This window comes from Pseudomonas sp. R1-6 (assembly GCF_051132115.1).
Taxonomy (GTDB): Bacteria; Pseudomonadota; Gammaproteobacteria; order Pseudomonadales; family Pseudomonadaceae; genus Aquipseudomonas.
In genome coordinates this window covers 4,045,424-4,062,210 of the sequence record NZ_CP071662.1, presented here as the reverse complement: position 1 = coordinate 4,062,210, position 16,787 = coordinate 4,045,424, and the positions used below count along the sequence as shown (strand labels likewise).

Below are 16,787 nucleotides of genomic sequence, written 5' to 3'. Positions count from 1 at the left end.
CGATTCCTAAAGGCTTATTCCCATAAGCCATAACCCCCTCACTTTGCGTGATATGGCCTCGCCCGGTTTGCCGGTATGATAGGCGCCCCCGCAGCCCGGATTGCGAATACGCCATGACTTTGCAGTACCCAACCATCGCCGATTGCGTCGGCAACACTCCGCTGGTTCGCCTGCAGCGCCTGCCTGGCGCGACCAGCAATACGCTTTTGCTCAAGCTCGAAGGGAATAACCCGGCGGGTTCGGTCAAGGACCGACCGGCGCTGTCGATGATCACCCGCGGCGAATTGCGGGGCCAGATCCAGCCCGGCGATACGCTGATCGAGGCGACGTCCGGCAATACCGGCATCGCCCTGGCGATGGCGGCGGCGATCAAGGGCTACAAGATGATCCTGATCATGCCCGACAATTCCAGCGCCGAGCGTAAGGCCGCGATGACAGCCTATGGCGCCGAATTGATCCTGGTAACCCAGGAAGAAGGCATGGAGGGCGCCCGGGACTTGGCCGAACGCATGCAGGCCGAGGGGCGTGGCAAAGTGTTGGATCAGTTCGCCAACGGCGACAATCCAGAAGCCCACTACACCACCACCGGCCCTGAGATCTGGCGCCAGACCGACGGCACGATCACCCATTTCGTCAGCTCGATGGGCACCACCGGCACCATCATGGGCACGTCGCGCTATTTGAAAGAACAGAACCCGAACGTACAGATCGTTGGCCTGCAACCAATGGAAGGCTCGGCCATCCCCGGCATCCGCCGCTGGCCCGAAGAGTATCTGCCGAAGATCTACCAGGCCGACCGCGTGGACCGCATCATCGACATGGCCCAGAGCGAAGCCGAGGACGTGACCCGGCGCCTGGCGCGGGAAGAAGGCATCTTCTGCGGCGTGTCTTCGGGCGGTGCCGTGGCGGGCATGCTGCGCCTGTCCCGGGAAGTCGAGAATGCGGTGATCGTCGCGATCATCTGCGACCGTGGCGACCGTTACCTGTCGACCGGCATTTTCGACGCGCCCAACTGATGGCCAAGCAAGAAAGAGGCTTGCGCTTCCAGCCCAGCGGCGGAAGCCGGGCCCCGCAAGTGCCCACCGGTAAAAAGCAGCGCTTGACCATCGAACGCCTGGCCAACGATGGCCGGGGCATTGCGTTTGTCGACGGGCGCACCTGGTTTGTCATCGGCGCCCTGGCCGGTGAAGAAGTCGAGGCGCGGGTGCTCGGTGCCCACGGCAAGGTGGTCGAGGCCCGCACTGAACGAGTGTTTTCGCCCAGCGAGCTGCGTCGTGCCGCGCCGTGTGTCCATGCCGGTCGCTGCGGTGGATGCAGCGTGCAGCATCTGCCCCACAACGAACAACTCGCCCTTAAACAGCGCATGCTCGCCGAGCAGCTGTCACGGGTGGCGGGCGTTGAGCCGCAAGAATGGGCCGAGCCCTTGAGCGGGCCGGAGTTTGGCTACCGGCGTCGAGCCCGGGTGGCAGTGCGTTGGGATCAGAAAGCGAAGAAGCTCGAAGTGGGTTTGCGTGCCGTCGGCAGCCAGGACATTGTCGCCATCGACCAATGTCCGGTGCTGGTACAGCCCTTGCAACCGATCATGAGTCGCTTGCCCCAGATGCTTCGTCGCCTGGGCAAGCCCCAGGCGCTGGGCCATGTGGAATTGTTCGCCGGCTCGTCCCTCGCGCTGCTGTTGCGGCATATGGCCACACTGTCGGAAGCCGACCTGACGATCCTCAAGGATTTTTGTGCGTTCCACGAAGCCCAACTGTGGCTGCATGGCGAAGGCGAGCCGCAACCGGTCGATCCGGGACGCTCCCTGGGCTATCGCCTGGAAACCTGGGACCTGGACCTGGCTTACCGGCCAGGGGACTTCATCCAGGTAAACGCCGCCGTCAACGAAGCGATGGTCGCCCAGGCCTTGCAATGGCTAGCGCCTCGCTCCGAAGAGCGGGTGCTGGACCTGTTCTGCGGCCTGGGCAACTTTGCCTTGCCACTGGCCAAAAGCGTGCGCGAGGTGGTGGCGGTGGAAGGCGTGCAAACCATGGTCGACCGTGCCGCGGCCAACGCCGTCAGCAACAATTTGCATAACACTGCTTTTTTTCAGGCCGATTTATCCCAGCCGTTGGCGGGTGCCGAATGGATCGGCGAAGGCTTTTCTGCGGTACTCTTGGACCCACCCCGTGACGGTGCTTTCGAGGTGGTGCGCAAGCTGGCATCCCTGGGTGCCAGACGGTTGGTTTATGTATCGTGCAACCCGGCAACTTTGGCGCGGGACACGGTCGAATTGATCAAGCAGGGCTACCGGTTAAAACGTGCCGGGATTCTCGATATGTTTCCTCAGACGGCGCATGTCGAGGCCATGGCGTTATTTGAAGCGAGCCAGGATGGCTTGTCCGACTGACCCGTTCGTGCACTCCGCCACGGCCCTGGGCGGAAACACGGGCAACGAAGGTCAGCGATGTTGACGCATTGAATCTGCGTCGTAGGGAAGGTAAGTAAAGATGGTACAGGTGAGAGCACACCAGCCGATCAACACTGACGGCAGTATCAATCTCGAGGCTTGGCTCGATCACGCGGTCAGTATCGACACGGCACTGGATCGCGAAGCCTTGAAGGCCGCTTGCGAGTTCGCTCGCGAGGCGGAGCAGCAACACAATGCGGCGAAGAACCTGTGGTCCGAAGGCACCTCGAGTTTCCAGACGGGCCTGGAGATCGCCGAGATCCTCGCCGACCTCAAGCTGGACCAGGATTCGCTGGTCGCCGCGGTGCTGTACCGCGGCGTGCGCGAAGGGCAGATCCAACTGCCGGTCGTCAGCCAGCGCTTCGGCACCGTGGTCGCCAAGCTGATCGACGGTGTGCTGCGCATGGCGGCAATCAGCGCCAGCCTCAGTCCGCGGCAATCCATGGTGCTGGGCACCCAGGGCCAGGTGGAAAACCTGCGCAAGATGCTCGTTGCCATGGTCGACGACGTGCGTGTCGCGCTGATCAAGCTCGCCGAGCGTACCTGCGCGATCCGCGCCGTGAAATCCGCCGACGACGAGAAGCGCAATCGCGTTGCCCGGGAAGTATTCGACATCTACGCGCCGCTGGCTCATCGCCTGGGTATCGGTCACATCAAGTGGGAGCTGGAGGATTTGTCCTTCCGCTACCTGGAGCCCGACCAGTACAAGCAGATCGCCAAGTTGCTGCACGAGCGACGCCTGGATCGCGAACGCTTCATTACCGACGTCATGACCCAGTTGCGCGAAGAGCTGCAGGCCACCGGCGTGGAAGCCGATATCAGCGGCCGGGCCAAGCATATCTATTCCATCTGGCGAAAAATGCAGCGCAAGGGCCTGGAATTCAGCCAGATCTACGACGTTCGCGCCGTTCGCGTGCTGGTCCCTGAAATGCGTGACTGCTACACCGCGCTGGGTATCGTCCACACGTTGTGGCGGCACATTCCGAAGGAATTCGACGACTACATCGCCAACCCCAAGGAAAACGGCTACCGCTCGTTGCACACCGCCGTGATCGGCCCGGAGGGCAAGGTGCTGGAAGTGCAGATCCGCACCCACGCCATGCACGAGGAAGCAGAGCTGGGGGTCTGTGCCCACTGGAAATACAAGGGTACCGACGTCAAGTCCGGCTCCAACCATTACGAAGAAAAAATCTCCTGGCTGCGCCAAGTGCTGGAATGGCACGAGGAACTGGGCGACATCGGCGGCCTCGCCGAGCAATTGCGGGTCGATATCGAACCGGACCGGGTCTACATCTTCACGCCTGACGGCCATGCCATCGACTTGCCCAAAGGCGCGACGCCGCTGGATTTCGCCTACCGGGTGCACACCGAGATCGGCCACAACTGCCGTGGCGCCAAGATCAACGGGCGGATCGTGCCGCTCAACTACAGCCTGCAAACCGGTGAGCAGGTCGAGATCATTACCAGCAAGCACGGCACGCCGAGCCGCGACTGGTTGAACCCGAACCTGGGCTACATCACCACCTCGCGGGCACGGGCGAAAATCGTCCATTGGTTCAAGTTGCAAGCCCGCGACCAGAACGTCGCCGCCGGCAAGACCTTGCTCGAGCGCGAGCTGAGTCGCCTGGGCCTGCCGCAGGTGGACTTCGACAAGCTGGCCGAAAAGGCCAACATGAAGACCGCCGAGGACATGTTCGCCGCCCTTGGTGCCGGCGACCTGCGCCTTGCGCAACTGGTCAACCTGGCCCAGCAGCTGGTGGAGCCGGAGCGGGGCAACGAGCAACTGGAGCTGATTCCGCGCAAGGCCACCGGCTACAAGCCGGGCAAACGCGGCGACATCCAGATCCAGGGCGTGGGCAACCTGATGACCCAGATGGCCGGTTGCTGCCAGCCGCTGCCGGGGGATGCGATCGTCGGCTACATCACCCAGGGTCGCGGCGTGAGTATCCACCGCCAGGACTGTGCGTCAGTGCTGCAATTGGCGGGTCGTGAACCGGAACGGATCATCCAGGTCAGCTGGGGCCCGGTGCCGGTGCTCACTTATCCGGTGGACATCGTCATCCGCGCCTACGACCGTTCCGGCTTGCTGCGTGACGTGTCCCAGGTATTGCTCAACGAGCGCATCAACGTGCTCGCGGTGAATACTCGCTCGAACAAGGAAGACAACACCGCGCTGATGTCCCTGACCATCGAGATTCCGGGGTTGGACGCGTTGGGGCGGCTGCTGGGGCGGATTTCCCAGTTGCCGAACATCATCGAGACCCGGCGTAATCGGACGCCGGGCTGATCGCTGGTTGTCTTGGTTGATGTGGGAGCTCGCTCCCACATGTTTTTTTGTGACGGGACGGATTGATGTACAGCCTTGAAGACCTGCTCCACCTGATGAACCGGCTGCGGGACCCGCAGTACGGGTGCCCCTGGGACATCAAGCAAACATACGCCACCATCGTTCCCCATACCCTGGAAGAAGCGTATGAAGTGGCTGATGCGATCGAGCGTGGCGATCTTGATCATTTGCAGGGTGAGTTGGGCGACCTGCTGTTCCAAGTGGTGTATTACAGCCAGTTGGCCCGGGAGGAGAACCGTTTCGAATTCGCCGGCGTGGTCGACAGCATCACCCGCAAGCTGATCCGTCGCCATCCCCACGTGTTTCCCACCGGCGAGTTGTATGCGCCCGTGGATATTCCGCGCCTGAGCGAAGAGCAGGTGAAGCAGCGCTGGGAGGAAATCAAGGCACAGGAGCGAGCTGAAAAGACGTCGGCGCCCGAGCAATTATCGCTGCTCGACGATGTGCCAGCGGCGCTGCCGGCCTTGTCCCGTTCGGCAAAGTTGCAGAAGCGTGCCGCACAGGTGGGGTTCGACTGGCCGGGGCCGTTGCCGGTACTGGACAAGGTTCGCGAGGAGCTGGACGAAGTGCTCGAAGCCATGGCGGACAATGATCCGGCTGCCATCAATGACGAGGTGGGTGACCTGTTGTTCAGCGTGGTCAACCTGGCGCGACACCTCAAGGTCGATCCCGAGACTGCCCTGCGTGGCGCCAACGCAAAGTTCGAGCGACGGTTCCGATTTATCGAACAGGCATTGCGCGACACCCGTCGTCCCATGGAAGATTGCACCCTCGAAGAGTTGGACGCCTTGTGGGGCGAAGCCAAACGTCAGGAAAAGAATTTGCCCAGCTGTGGCTGAGGCCGTTGCCTAAGTGAGTAAGCACCATGAGCCTTTCCCTTCGCGACCAGTTGCTCAAAGCAGGGCTGGTCAACCAAAAGCAGGCCAAGCAGGTCGGCAAAGAGAAACAGAAACAGCAGCGCCTGGCCCACAAAGGCCAGGTCGAACTGGATGATTCCCAGCAGCGGGCGGCTCAGGAAGCCATGGCCGAAAAGGTCAAGCGCGACCAGGAGCTCAACCGTCAGCAGCAGGAAAAGGCCGAGCAGAAAGCCCGTGCGGCGCAGATCAAACAATTGATTGAAGTCTCGCGCCTGCCAAAGCTGACCACTGACGACTACTACAACTTTGTCGATGACAAGAAGGTCAAGCGCATTTCGGTCAACGCGCTGATGCGCAACAAGCTGAGCAGCGGCTCCCTGGCGATCGTCCACCACGCTGGCGGCTATGAAGTGATCCCGCGTGAAGCGGCGCTTAAAATCCAGGAGCGCGATCCCAAGCGCATCGTGCAGCTCAACACCCAGACTGAAGAAGTCGATGCCGATGATCCGTACGCGGCTTATCAGATTCCTGATGATTTGATGTGGTGAGAATGAACTGATCGCAAGACCTGTGGACGACCTGTGGGAGCGAGCCTGCTCGCGAAAGCAGTGTGTCAGCCAATACTGTTTGACTGATGTACCGCTTTCGCGAGCAGGCTCGCTCCCACATTAGGGTATATGTTGTTTTTCAGGATTGCGCGGTCTCACGCAAGCGCTGCAGTTCCTCTCGCTCCAGCTCGGCCTTATAGCTGTGGGCGTCCGTTTCGGAGTGGAACATCCCCACCAGCAAATCCTGTTGATGCACATCCCAGATCCGGATGCCGGCGGCAATGCCTTCGTGGGACATGTGGGCGTCGTCGCGTTCAGTTACTTTCACAGTCATCTTGCAAGCTCCAATCTCTGTTATCTGCAGCAAGGCGTGTGCAGGGTTTTGTTATAGATTTTGATAGCGTGCTAGGTAAATCCCTCGGTTCGTTAAGAAGTTTTCATGGAAAGTCCAACGATCCTGGAGGCCAGGCGGTGCGCGGCATTCGGTCGCAAGTGGTTTTTCATGAAGAAGTTTTCATGTCGTCAAGCAGGCTCGCTCCCACAGGGGTAGGTGGTGGGCTTGGAATAGCGAACAAAAAAAAGCCCCGCGTATGCGGGGCTTCGTGTTGTTGATGTGGATCAGCTGCCTTTCACAGCCTTGCCGTTGACCGTGCCGTCCTGGAGCATGATGTTGTACTCCTTGCCGTCAGTCTCGACCTGTTGCAGGCGTATCAGCAGGTAGTCCCAGTCCTTGGCGAACCAAAGCACGGTGATGCGCTTGCTCTGTGTCGGGTCGCGCACGCGCTCGACCTTGATCGCGTCGATCTGGCCGGCCTTGGTGTCGACTTTCTCCGAGCCCAGCACGCGGAAGTCATAGGTATCGACTTCGCCATCATCAACGACCTGGTAGCTCATGCTTTTCTTGCCGGCCGCGACGTCATGCTGAAGGGCGAGCTGATAAGTGGATTTGTCGACCATGCCCCGGTTCAGCGGGATCTTGACCGCGTCACCGCGATCGGTGCCGGTGACCATCTTGGTGTTCCAGTCGAAGTCCAGATCAGCCTTCTTTGCCTTGCCCAGACCACCGCGCTCGAAGTGGTAGGACTGTGGCAGGAGAGTGTCCTTGTCCAGGGTCAGGGTGCTTTCTTCGGTCAGGCTGGCGATCATCATCGAAGCCTTGAAGCTCAGCTTCCAGATGCCGTTGGCCTCTTTGGTCAGGCTGCGTTCGGCGGTGCCGCTCATGGGCAACTGCTTCCAGTCGGCGGTGTAGCTGGCGGAGAACGGTTGAAGGTCTGCCGCTTGTGCCAGGGGCAGGGCAAGCAGAGCGCAAGCGAAGAGCAGGGCGCGACGCATAAAATCTCCTAGTATCGAATCAAATGGCCGCTGGCGGCGAGCAACTGGCCGTCCAGTGAGGCTCCCCGATCGTCGAGGGCCAGCCGGCCTTCGGCAAACCAACGCACGGCCATCGGGTAGATCTGGTGCTCGCGGGCATGGACCCGTTGCGCCAGGCTTTGCGGCGTGTCGTGCAACTCTACCGGTATTACTGCCTGTACGACCAGTGGTCCGCCATCGAGTTCCTCGGTGACGAAGTGCACCGAGCAGCCATGCTCCGTGTCTCCGGCCTCCAGCGCCCGCTGGTGAGTGTGTAACCCTTTGTATTTGGGCAGCAGCGAAGGATGGATATTGAACAGGCGGCCTTGGTAATGACGCACGAAGCCGGCGCTGAGGATGCGCATGAAACCGGCCAATACCACCAGTTGCGGATTAAAGGCGTCGATCTGTTCGATCAACGCGGCATCGAAGGCTTCGCGGCCTTCGTATGCCTTGTGATCCAGGACGCGGGTGTCGATCCCTGCGTCCGTGGCACGTTGCAGGCCGTAGGCATCAGCGCGGTTGGAAATCACCGCGCGGATACGGACCGGGCTGTCGCCGGTCCGCGTGCTGTCGATCAGGGCCTGCAAGTTACTGCCGGTGCCGGACAGCAGCACCACCACGTCACAGGTTGCGGACATCAGTGTGCCTTAAGGTTTTGCAGCTCGACTTGCGCAGCGCCTTCGGCCGCGGTGGCGATCTGGCCGATGACCCAAGGCTGTTCGCCTGCGTCACGCAGCACGTTCAGGGCAGTCTCGACGTGCTCCTGGGCCACGCAGATGACCATGCCCACGCCGCAGTTCAACACGCGGTGCATTTCGGTTTCGTCGACGTTGCCTTTTTCCTGCAGCCAGTCGAATACCGCCGGGCGGGTCCAGCTCGCCACGTCGACCACGGCCTGGGCGCCTTTTGGCAGCACGCGCGGAATGTTGTCCAACAGGCCACCACCGGTGATGTGGGCCATGGCCTTGACGGCGCCGGTGTCCTTGATCAGCTTGAGCAGCGGCTTGACGTAGATGCGGGTCGGGGCCATCAGCAGGTCGGCCAGCGGCTTGCCGTCGAGCTGGGTGTTCTCGATGTCCGCGCCCGAGACTTCGATGATCTTGCGGATCAGGGAGTAGCCGTTGGAGTGCGGGCCGGAAGAAGGCAAGGCAAGCAGGGCATCGCCGGCGGCAACTTTCGAGCCGTCGATGATTTCGGCTTTTTCCACGACGCCTACGCAGAAACCGGCCAGGTCGTAGTCTTCGCCTTCATACATGCCAGGCATTTCAGCGGTTTCGCCGCCCACCAGGGAGCAGCCGGACAGCTCACAGCCGGCGCCGATGCCGGTCACGACCTGGGCAGCGGTGTCGACGTTCAGTTTGCCGGTGGCGTAGTAATCGAGGAAAAACAGCGGCTCGGCGCCGCAGACCACCAGGTCGTTCACGCACATGGCCACCAGGTCGATGCCGATGCTGTCGTGCTTGTTCAGGTTCAGGGCCAGGCGCAGCTTGGTGCCGACGCCGTCGGTGCCCGAGACCAGTACCGGTTGCTTGTAGCCGGCCGGGATCTCGCAGAGGGCGCCGAAACCGCCCAGGCCGCCCATGACTTCCGGGCGCGCAGTGCGCTTGGCGACGCTCTTGATGCGTTCGACCAATGCTTCACCGGCGTCGATGTCCACACCGGCGTCCTTGTAGCTCAGGGAAGGTTGCTTGCTCATGATCCAGGCCTTTAAAGGGGGGAATTCTGGGTAACGACCGATCGCCGGGGCCCTTGGATAACCGATGTACGATTATTCCGGATGCCCAGCCATTGCCGGTCTGCGAAGGCGCGCGATTTTATCAGGCTTGTGGGGCAGCGGCCATCCTCGCGCCGACGGGCAGGGTCATATCCGCCAAAAAAACCGATATTTCTTCTGTTGGTACTGCACGGCGCGTCTGTATAAGGTGTAGCGGTAAGCGACTGTGGTTGTGACGGTGTCGAAACTTGCCTCGGGCGGCTGAATGTTTTGCCGGGCGCCGTGTCACAGCCATGCTCAGTCTTCTCCACACGGCCGGTGCCAGCCGTTTTGTCCGGGAATTTTCCATGCGTCTGTTCAAACTCTTGTCTGTTGGCTGCCTGTCGCTGATCAGCCTGGCGAGCCATGCCGAAACCCTCAACAACCTTTATCAGGTACGTGAACCGGTCAGCAGCCAGGCACCGGACGAGCGTAACCAGGCAACATTGCGAGCGCTGGATACCCTGGTGCTGCGCCTGACCGGCGACGCCAAGGCCGCGCAGAACCCTGGCCTGGCGGCGATCCGCAAGGACCCGCAACAAATCATTCTTCAATACGGCTACGACGCCGGCCCGCCGGAAAGTCTGCAGGTGGATTTCGATCCCGCCAGCACCGACCGGGCGTTGCGTTCGGCGGGGTTGTCGCTGTGGGGCGCGAATCGCCCCTCGATCCTGGGCTGGTGGCTCAACGACTCGGTAGAAGGTTCCAGCCTGGTGGGGGATGGACAGGCCAGCGCCACGCCGTTGCGCCGCGCTGCCCAGCACCGGGGCTTGCCGCTGCACCTGCCGCTGGCGGACTTGAGCGAGCAGATTGTCGCCACTGCGCCGAACCTTGAAGGCAACGACCCGGCGCCGTTGCGCGAGGTGTCGGAGCGTTATGGTTCCGACGCGTTGCTGGCGGTCCACGCCAAGGAAGAGGGTGGGCAGTGGCAAGCGACGTGGCGCCTGTGGCTGGGCGACCAGCGCGAGCAGGGCAGTGCCCAGGGCGGCGATCCTGCCGCACTGGCCGACGCCGTGATGTTGGCGGTGAGCCAGCGCTTGGCGCCGCGCTTCGTGGCCAAGCCGGGGGTGGCGACGGAACAATTGCTCGAAGTGCAGGGCATGAACCTCGAACGTTACGCGGCGCTAGGGCGGTTGCTCGAACCGTTCGGTGGGCAGTTGCAGCGGGTCGAAGGCGACGTGATCGTCTACAAGGTCAATGGCAGCGCCGAGCAGTTGAAGGCACAACTGGCCTTGGCGAAACTCCAGGAAGTACCCGCCGGTGAGGTTGTCGCGCCGCCGCCCGTGGCTCAGCCTGCTGCCGATGGAACAATCTCGCCCGCGCAGCCAACACCGGCGCCGACCCCGAACCTGCGGTTTCGCTGGTAGGATTTCTTCCTTTATAGAGTCAGGAGTGGTTCATGGGCGATACGCGGCGTTGGTTCTGGTTGGGTGGGGTCGCCCTGCTGATTGCGTTTATCTACTTGCTGCACCCGATTCTCACGCCGTTCCTGGTTGCGCTGCTGTTGGCCTATCTGTTCGATCCGGTGGTGGATCGCCTGGAAAAACTCGGCTTGTCCAGGACGTGGGGCGTGGTGGCGGTGTTCGCGCTGTTCACCTTGATCGTCAGTGCCCTGTTGCTGGTATTGATCCCCATGCTCGCCAAGCAACTGTTGCGCCTGTATGAGCTGGCACCGCAGATGCTTGATTGGCTGCAACACACCGCGGTGCCTTGGGTGCAGTCGAAACTGGGGCTGGCCGATGGCTTCTGGAAGTTCGACAAGGTCAAGGCGGCCATCAGCGAACATATGGGACAGACCACCGATATCGTCGGCGTGGTGTTGAGCCAGGCCACCGCTTCGAGCCTGGCGTTGATTGGCTGGCTGGCGAACCTGGTGCTCATTCCGGTGGTAGCGTTCTATCTGCTGCGCGACTGGGACCTGATGATGGCCAAGATCCGCAGCCTGCTGCCGCGTCACCGCGAAGAACGCATCATGACGCTCACCGGCGAATGCCATGAAGTGTTGGGGGCGTTCGTGCGCGGGCAACTGCTGGTCATGGTCGCGCTGGGCTTTATTTATGCGGCGGGGTTGATGCTGGTAGGGCTGGAGCTGGGGTTGCTGATTGGCATGATCGCCGGATTGGCGGCCATCGTGCCGTACATGGGCTTCGTCATTGGAATTGGCGCGGCGTTGATCGCCGGACTCTTCCAGTTTGGCGGGGACCTGTATCCCATGGTTGGTATCGTGGCGGTGTTCATGGTCGGGCAGGCCCTGGAAGGCATGGTGCTGACGCCGTTGCTGGTGGGTGATCGTATTGGCCTGCATCCGGTGGCGGTGATCTTTGCGATCCTGGCGGGGGGCGAGCTGTTCGGCTTTACCGGGATCCTGCTGGCGCTGCCGGTGGCGGCGGTGATCATGGTGCTGGTGCGGCATATGCACGATCTGTACAAGGATTCGGACATCTACAGCGGCGTTGAAGACCCTGAACTGTAGGTTAAATCCAGGGCGGGGCGTCAGGGAAACTGACGCTTCGCTCCCTTGTCGCTGCAAACCTTTGATTTTGCTCGTGGTCCGGCGCATTGTGCGGTCTGCGTCACGGGTATAAACTTTGCAAACTTTACACAGAGGCCACTAATGGTTCCTTTGGAGCCGTTCAGTCAGCATGAAACCGATTCAGCTGCCCCTTGGTGTGCGTCTGCGTGATGACGCCACCTTTATCAACTACTACCCAGGCGCCAATGCCGCTGCACTCGGCTATGTCGAGCGGCTTTGCGAAGCCGACGCTGGCTGGACCGAAAGCCTGATCTACCTGTGGGGCAAGGACGGAGTAGGGCGCACGCACCTTTTGCAGGCCGCCTGCTTGCGGTTCGAGCAGCTGGGCGAGCCGGCCGTCTACCTGCCGTTGGCGGAACTGATGGATCGCGGCGTTGAAATCCTCGACAACCTCGAGCAGTACGAACTGGTCTGCCTGGATGACCTGCAGGCCGTGGCCGGCAAGGCGGACTGGGAAGAGGCGCTGTTTCATTTGTTCAACCGACTGCGCGACAGCGGCCGACGCCTGTTGATCGCCGCATCGACCTCGCCACGGGAATTGCCGGTGAAGCTGGCGGACCTGAAATCGCGCCTGACCCTGGCGCTGATTTTCCAGATGCGTGCGCTTTCCGATGAGGACAAGCTACGGGCATTGCAACTGCGTGCTTCGCGACGTGGCCTGCACCTGACCGACGAGGTTGGTCATTTCATCCTCACCCGCGGCACGCGCAGCATGAGCGCATTGTTCGAATTGCTCGAACGCCTCGACCAGGCATCGCTCCAGGCCCAGCGCAAGCTGACGATTCCTTTTTTGAAAGAAACCTTGGGGTGGTGAAAATTTTTTGGACGAGATCTTTTGTGGCGAGGGAGCTTGCTCCCGCTTGACCGGGCTGGCGCTCCAGTGCGAAGCGCTCACAAAAGGGGCCGCTGCGCCCGAGGCGTCGGACCGGCCCAACGGGAGCAAGCTCCCTCGGCACCGTTCAAAATGGGCTTAAGCGCTTAGATGTAAACGAAAAACCGAGAAGTCACATTTGCATCGATTGAATTTGCAAATGAGGTCGATAGAAGGCATAGTCTCGCCATCTTTACTACTTCAGCCACGGTCGTGCCCATGCTCAGTCGCTTCGCACCCCTCGTGCCTCTCGCACTCGTTACCCTGTTGTTCGGTTGCGCTGCCCACTCTCCAGTGTCCCAGCAAGCGCAGCAACCCCAAGTCAAGAGTTCTGTAACTGCCCAATCTTCCTCCGTTGCGTTCCAGGAAGAAGTGGCCTCCGATAAAGAGCTGGCAGACTTCGCCGGCAGCAAGCCTTATCAGCTTCCGGTGCTGGCGGACAGCATCCTGGAACGCGGCATGTCCTTGATTGGCACTCGTTACCGTTTTGGCGGTACCTCCGAGGCCGGCTTCGATTGCAGTGGCTTCATCGGTTACCTGTTTCGTGAAGAGGCGGGCATGAACCTGCCCCGTTCCACCCGCGAAATGATCAACGTAAATGCCCCGCTGGTTGCTCGCAACCAGCTTGAGCCTGGCGACCTGCTGTTTTTCAGCACCAATGGTCGTCGCGGTCGGGTCAGCCACGCCGGTATCTACCTGGGCGACAACCAGTTCATCCACTCCAGCAGCCGCCGCAGCGGTGGGGTGCGAATCGACAGCCTGGGCGACAGCTACTGGAGCAAGACCTTCATCGAAGCCAAGCGTGCTCTTGCCATGGCACCGACCGTGGTCACGGCTCGCAAGTAAGCGCACAGTTTGTAGGGCAAACTTAAAGTCTTACTTGAAGTTTGTCCCATAGCCGCTAGAATCCTAGATCATTGATTGATGGCAATCCGCCTGCGTACTACGCGGGCGGATTTGTTTCCATCTCCACGGCAGAAAAGCCGCATCCAGATCAGGATTGTTCCGCATATGTCGACGTCGGCCCGCCTCGTTCTGATTGTTCTTGCCGCGCTGCTCAGCGCCTGCGCCAGTCGCACCCCACCGCCCGCGCCGGTGCGGGCTCCAGTGGTATTCGCGCCCTCCCAGACTTTTTCTCCCGCCGCTGAAGACGTGCTTTTCCGTGCGCTGGGCTTGGTGGGGACGCCCTATCGTTGGGGTGGCAACACGCCGGACTCAGGTTTCGATTGCAGCGGTTTGATCGGCTATGTGTACCGTGACGCTGCCGGGATCTCTTTGCCGCGTTCCACCCGCGAAATGATCAGCATGCACGCGCCAGAGGTTGGCAAAGATGCGTTGCAGACGGGCGACCTGGTGTTCTTCGCCACCAATGGTGGATCTCAGGTCAGCCATGCCGGGATTTATGTAGGGGAGGGACGTTTCGTCCACGCACCGGCCACCGGCGGCACGGTCAAGCTCGACAGTCTGTCCAAGGCCTATTGGCAGAAGGCCTACCTCGGTGCCAAGCGGGTGTTGCAACCGGAACATCTGGCGCGTAATCCCTGACCCTGACGATTGGATTCTTGCGCTGCTGGATCGCTCTTGTGGCGAGGTAGCTTGCTCCCTCGCCACGGGGATCGGTTTGAGCGTTAATTTTTCGATACCCGCCAGATCTTGTTCCCTACGTCATCAGCCACCAACAACCCACCTTGTTTATCGATCACCACGCCCACCGGCCGCCCCTGGGCTTTTTCGTCTGCGTTGAGGAAACCGGTCAGCACGTCCACGGGCTGGCCCACGGGTTTGCCGGCATTGAACGGGACGAAGATTACTTTGTAGCCACTGTGGGGCTTGCGGTTCCAGGAGCCGTGTTGCCCGATGAAGGCGCCTTCTGTAAACGGCGCGGGCAATGTGCCGCCTTCGGCGAAGGTCAGGCCCAATGAAGCCGTATGAGGGCAGACGGCATAGTCGGGAGCAATGGCCTTGGCCACAAGTTCGGGATTTTGCGGCTCGACGCGCACGTCGATGTTCTGCCCGTAGTAGCTGTACGGCCAGCCATAAAAGCCGCCGTCCTTCACCGAGGTGATGTAGTCCGGCACCAAGTCGCTGCCGATCTCATCCCGTTCGTTGACCGCCGTCCACAGGGCGCCGCTGCGGGGCTCCCATGCCAGGCCGTTGGGGTTGCGCAGCCCTGAGGCGAAGATGCGGTGACTGCCGGCGGCCCGATCCACCTCCCAGATGGCCGCGCGGCCTTCTTCCGCGTCCATGCCATTTTCCGCGACGTTGCTGTTGGAGCCGGTCGTGACGTACAACTTGTTACCGTCCCGGCTGGCAATGACGTTCTTGGTCCAGTGGTGGTTGAGGGGGCCGCCGGGCAAATCGACAACCTTGGTGGGTTGCGCCTTTATTTGCGTATCGCCTTCCTTGTAAGGGAAACGGATCAACCGGTCGGTGTCGGCCACATAGAGGTCATTGCCCACCAGCGTCATGCCGAACGGGGAGTTGAGGTTTTCCAGGAAAATCGTCCGGGTTTCGGCGACGCCGTCGTGATTGGCGTCCCGCAGCAGGGTGATGCGATTGGGGCTGGGGACGCCAGCGCCGGCGCGGTCCATGACTTTCTTCATGACCCAGCCACGAATGCCTTGGGTATCGTCGGGCTTGGGGGGGGCGTTGGTTTCGGCCACCAGCACATCGCCGTTGGGTAGCACGTAAAGCCAGCGCGGATGATCCAGGCCTTCGGCAAAGGCAACCACCTTCAGGCCTGGGGCCGGGGTTGGCTTGGCGCCGTCCGGCCATCCGATGGCTTCAGCGATATTCACCGTGGGCATCAGGGTCTTGTTCGGCTCGGGCAGTTTCGGTGACGGGCCGATGCCGTCGGAAACCTGCAATGTCGACGACTCGCCGCAAGCGACAAGCCCTGTAGCAAGGGCGGCGATCAACAGGTGATTTGGCTTGAGCATGCGGACTTCCCTATGAGTGCATGTGATTACTCATAGAGAAGCGTAGACGTGGGATGGTTCAACGGTGGGGCGACCCGCCTGGCAAACGAATTTCCTGAGGGAGCGAGCCTGCTCGCGAAAGCAGGTCAACCTGGCAGTGAAATGCGGATTGCTCCCCCGTCTAGCGAGCAGGCTCGCTGCCACAATCAACCATGAGCCTGCTTGAACAGCACCGCGACCCCTGGGTGATAGTGTCCGGCCTCGTTGCGCAACTTGCGGTAGGCATAAGGGAAGTACCAGGCCACGGCGCAGGTGTTTTCCTTTTGCAGGTCATCGATCATGTCCTGCAACTCTTCTGGCGTCGCGCTTTGCTGGGCTTTTTGCGGGGCGATGAACAGGCAACCCAGTTTCAGGTCGCTGGCGTAGCTGATCCGCTTGGCGTCGCTGGTGGCTTCCAGCAACGGTTGGGTCAGGTTCAGGTTGTTGACCTTCGGCCAGCGCTGCGTGCTCTGGATGTAGGCGCGTTCATCGCTGCTGGCAATCAACAGATCGGCGCTGACATTACGTTCGCCTTCTTCATTCTGCTTGCGAGTCGCTGCGTCCTGCAGCGTGACCATCTCCGCCATCCAGGCTGCGGCCGACAGCAGGCCGAGATTGGCTTTTTCATTGTGCCAATAGGGTGTGTCGTTATCGCCGCGCACGGCGTTGTAGCGGTCGATACAATCGAACCAGCGTTCCAGCACCGGGCGCAGGAATTCCAGTTTCGGATTGCTGATGATCATGCCTTGCATCGCATTTGCCCTCTTGTTCTTGTGATATCGGGTCGTAGTGTCTCTTTGATATCACTTGCCGCAGGATCACACAAGATTGACGTCAGCTTATTGATCCCGGCCAATATCCATTGCGCTGCCCATCGCGGCTTTAATTGACGCTCAACCCCCAACCCTCTAACCTTCGCGGCTTGTTTCAGGTGCTCTATGGCAATGGCCGATAGGGTGAAACAGGGAAGCCGGTGCGTGCACACAAACCCGGCGCTGCCCCCGCAACGGTAAATGAGTCAAGGCTGCGTATAGGCCACTGTGTCGCATGACATGGGAAGGCGCACAGCCAGGCGTTACGCCGCTCATGAGCCCGGAGACCGGCCTGATTCATCCAACGGCA

General features: G+C 61.0%; 16 protein-coding genes and 1 riboswitch. Of the genes, 10 read left to right on the top strand and 6 right to left on the bottom strand.

The genetic code is table 11. From position 1 onward, the window contains the following. Positions 1-113 precede the first annotated feature (113 nt). From cysM to J3P81_RS18295, 5 genes are all read left to right on the top strand, one after another. Positions 114-1,016, top strand: coding sequence for a cysteine synthase CysM (gene cysM, locus J3P81_RS18315; RefSeq protein ID WP_420767457.1), 903 nt, complete (start codon positions 114-116; stop codon positions 1,014-1,016). After that, the gene (gene rlmD / locus J3P81_RS18310; RefSeq protein ID WP_434560199.1) at positions 1,016-2,386 is read left to right on the top strand and encodes a 23S rRNA (uracil(1939)-C(5))-methyltransferase RlmD; all 1,371 of its coding nucleotides are present in this window, start codon (positions 1,016-1,018) and stop codon (positions 2,384-2,386) included. Before cysM ends, rlmD begins: the two co-directional genes overlap by 1 nt. Before the next feature lie 100 nt (positions 2,387-2,486). Next, a complete protein-coding gene (relA, locus tag J3P81_RS18305) occupies positions 2,487-4,733 on the top strand; it encodes a GTP diphosphokinase (protein ID WP_030142406.1) in 2,247 nt (748 codons plus the stop codon). 65 nt (positions 4,734-4,798) lie between these two features. After that, positions 4,799-5,632: a nucleoside triphosphate pyrophosphohydrolase gene (gene mazG / locus J3P81_RS18300; protein WP_420767455.1), complete on the top strand. Its 834-nt coding sequence runs from the start codon at positions 4,799-4,801 to the stop codon at positions 5,630-5,632. Between the two features lie 26 nt (positions 5,633-5,658). Then, positions 5,659-6,198: a DUF2058 domain-containing protein gene (locus J3P81_RS18295; protein ID WP_420767454.1), complete on the top strand. Its 540-nt coding sequence runs from the start codon at positions 5,659-5,661 to the stop codon at positions 6,196-6,198. A 139-nt stretch (positions 6,199-6,337) separates the two neighbouring features. Here J3P81_RS18295 and J3P81_RS18290 read toward each other — a convergent pair whose 3' ends face one another. The 4 genes from J3P81_RS18290 to purM all read right to left on the bottom strand — a co-directional run bounded on the left by J3P81_RS18290 (position 6,338) and on the right by purM (position 9,247). Next, positions 6,338-6,532, bottom strand: a complete 195-nt coding sequence (locus tag J3P81_RS18290; protein ID WP_420767453.1) for a hypothetical protein — start codon at positions 6,530-6,532, stop codon at positions 6,338-6,340. Between the two features lie 284 nt (positions 6,533-6,816). After that, positions 6,817-7,530 (bottom strand): DUF3108 domain-containing protein, encoded by a 714-nt coding sequence (locus J3P81_RS18285; RefSeq protein ID WP_434560197.1) that lies wholly within the window; start codon positions 7,528-7,530, stop codon positions 6,817-6,819. A gap of 8 nt (positions 7,531-7,538) precedes the next feature. Further along, positions 7,539-8,189, bottom strand: coding sequence for a phosphoribosylglycinamide formyltransferase (purN, locus tag J3P81_RS18280; RefSeq protein WP_434560195.1), 651 nt, complete (start codon positions 8,187-8,189; stop codon positions 7,539-7,541). Next, on the bottom strand, positions 8,189-9,247 hold the full coding sequence (gene purM / locus J3P81_RS18275) for a phosphoribosylformylglycinamidine cyclo-ligase (protein WP_420767450.1): 1,059 nt from the start codon (positions 9,245-9,247) through the stop codon (positions 8,189-8,191). Before purM ends, purN begins: the two co-directional genes overlap by 1 nt. A 365-nt stretch (positions 9,248-9,612) precedes the next feature. Between purM and J3P81_RS18270 the strand changes: the two genes are divergently transcribed. The 5 genes from J3P81_RS18270 (at position 9,613) to J3P81_RS18250 (ending at position 14,253) form a co-directional block, all read left to right on the top strand. Continuing rightward, entirely contained in the window at positions 9,613-10,671 is a 1,059-nt protein-coding gene (locus tag J3P81_RS18270) for a DUF2066 domain-containing protein (protein ID WP_434560193.1), read from the top strand. Between the two features lie 32 nt (positions 10,672-10,703). Beyond that, positions 10,704-11,777, top strand: a complete 1,074-nt coding sequence (locus tag J3P81_RS18265; RefSeq protein ID WP_420767448.1) for an AI-2E family transporter — start codon at positions 10,704-10,706, stop codon at positions 11,775-11,777. Positions 11,778-11,946: 169 nt separating this feature from the next. Then, on the top strand, positions 11,947-12,651 hold the full coding sequence (gene hda, locus J3P81_RS18260; protein WP_420767447.1) for a DnaA regulatory inactivator Hda: 705 nt from the start codon (positions 11,947-11,949) through the stop codon (positions 12,649-12,651). 276 nt (positions 12,652-12,927) lie between these two features. Then, positions 12,928-13,554, top strand: a complete 627-nt coding sequence (locus J3P81_RS18255) for a C40 family peptidase (RefSeq protein ID WP_420767446.1) — start codon at positions 12,928-12,930, stop codon at positions 13,552-13,554. 165 nt (positions 13,555-13,719) lie between these two features. Beyond that, positions 13,720-14,253 (top strand): C40 family peptidase, encoded by a 534-nt coding sequence (locus J3P81_RS18250; RefSeq protein WP_434560191.1) that lies wholly within the window; start codon positions 13,720-13,722, stop codon positions 14,251-14,253. 83 nt (positions 14,254-14,336) lie between these two features. Here J3P81_RS18250 and J3P81_RS18245 read toward each other — a convergent pair whose 3' ends face one another. Both J3P81_RS18245 and J3P81_RS18240 read right to left on the bottom strand, forming a co-directional pair. Then, positions 14,337-15,647 carry a PQQ-dependent sugar dehydrogenase gene (locus J3P81_RS18245; RefSeq protein WP_434560189.1) on the bottom strand — a complete coding sequence of 437 codons (1,311 nt, stop codon included), beginning with the start codon at positions 15,645-15,647 and terminating at the stop codon, positions 14,337-14,339. 185 nt (positions 15,648-15,832) lie between these two features. Beyond that, entirely contained in the window at positions 15,833-16,417 is a 585-nt protein-coding gene (locus J3P81_RS18240; protein WP_434560187.1) for a hypothetical protein, read from the bottom strand. Between the two features lie 160 nt (positions 16,418-16,577). Beyond that, positions 16,578-16,787: riboswitch (cobalamin riboswitch) on the top strand.

Bases quoted from the DNA above. Each gene is read 5' to 3' on its own strand.
- cysM (WP_420767457.1), top strand. From the start codon at position 114: ATGACTTTGCAGTACCCAACCATCGCCGATTGCGTCGGCAACACTCCG.
- rlmD (WP_434560199.1), top strand. From the start codon at position 1,016: ATGGCCAAGCAAGAAAGAGGCTTGCGCTTCCAGCCCAGCGGCGGAAGC.
- relA (WP_030142406.1), top strand. From the start codon at position 2,487: ATGGTACAGGTGAGAGCACACCAGCCGATCAACACTGACGGCAGTATC.
- mazG (WP_420767455.1), top strand. From the start codon at position 4,799: ATGTACAGCCTTGAAGACCTGCTCCACCTGATGAACCGGCTGCGGGAC.
- J3P81_RS18295 (WP_420767454.1), top strand. From the start codon at position 5,659: ATGAGCCTTTCCCTTCGCGACCAGTTGCTCAAAGCAGGGCTGGTCAAC.
- J3P81_RS18290 (WP_420767453.1), bottom strand. From the start codon at position 6,532: ATGACTGTGAAAGTAACTGAACGCGACGACGCCCACATGTCCCACGAA.
- J3P81_RS18285 (WP_434560197.1), bottom strand. From the start codon at position 7,530: ATGCGTCGCGCCCTGCTCTTCGCTTGCGCTCTGCTTGCCCTGCCCCTG.
- purN (WP_434560195.1), bottom strand. From the start codon at position 8,189: ATGTCCGCAACCTGTGACGTGGTGGTGCTGCTGTCCGGCACCGGCAGT.
- purM (WP_420767450.1), bottom strand. From the start codon at position 9,247: ATGAGCAAGCAACCTTCCCTGAGCTACAAGGACGCCGGTGTGGACATC.
- J3P81_RS18270 (WP_434560193.1), top strand. From the start codon at position 9,613: ATGCGTCTGTTCAAACTCTTGTCTGTTGGCTGCCTGTCGCTGATCAGC.
- J3P81_RS18265 (WP_420767448.1), top strand. From the start codon at position 10,704: ATGGGCGATACGCGGCGTTGGTTCTGGTTGGGTGGGGTCGCCCTGCTG.
- hda (WP_420767447.1), top strand. From the start codon at position 11,947: ATGAAACCGATTCAGCTGCCCCTTGGTGTGCGTCTGCGTGATGACGCC.
- J3P81_RS18255 (WP_420767446.1), top strand. From the start codon at position 12,928: ATGCTCAGTCGCTTCGCACCCCTCGTGCCTCTCGCACTCGTTACCCTG.
- J3P81_RS18250 (WP_434560191.1), top strand. From the start codon at position 13,720: ATGTCGACGTCGGCCCGCCTCGTTCTGATTGTTCTTGCCGCGCTGCTC.
- J3P81_RS18245 (WP_434560189.1), bottom strand. From the start codon at position 15,647: ATGCTCAAGCCAAATCACCTGTTGATCGCCGCCCTTGCTACAGGGCTT.
- J3P81_RS18240 (WP_434560187.1), bottom strand. From the start codon at position 16,417: ATGCAAGGCATGATCATCAGCAATCCGAAACTGGAATTCCTGCGCCCG.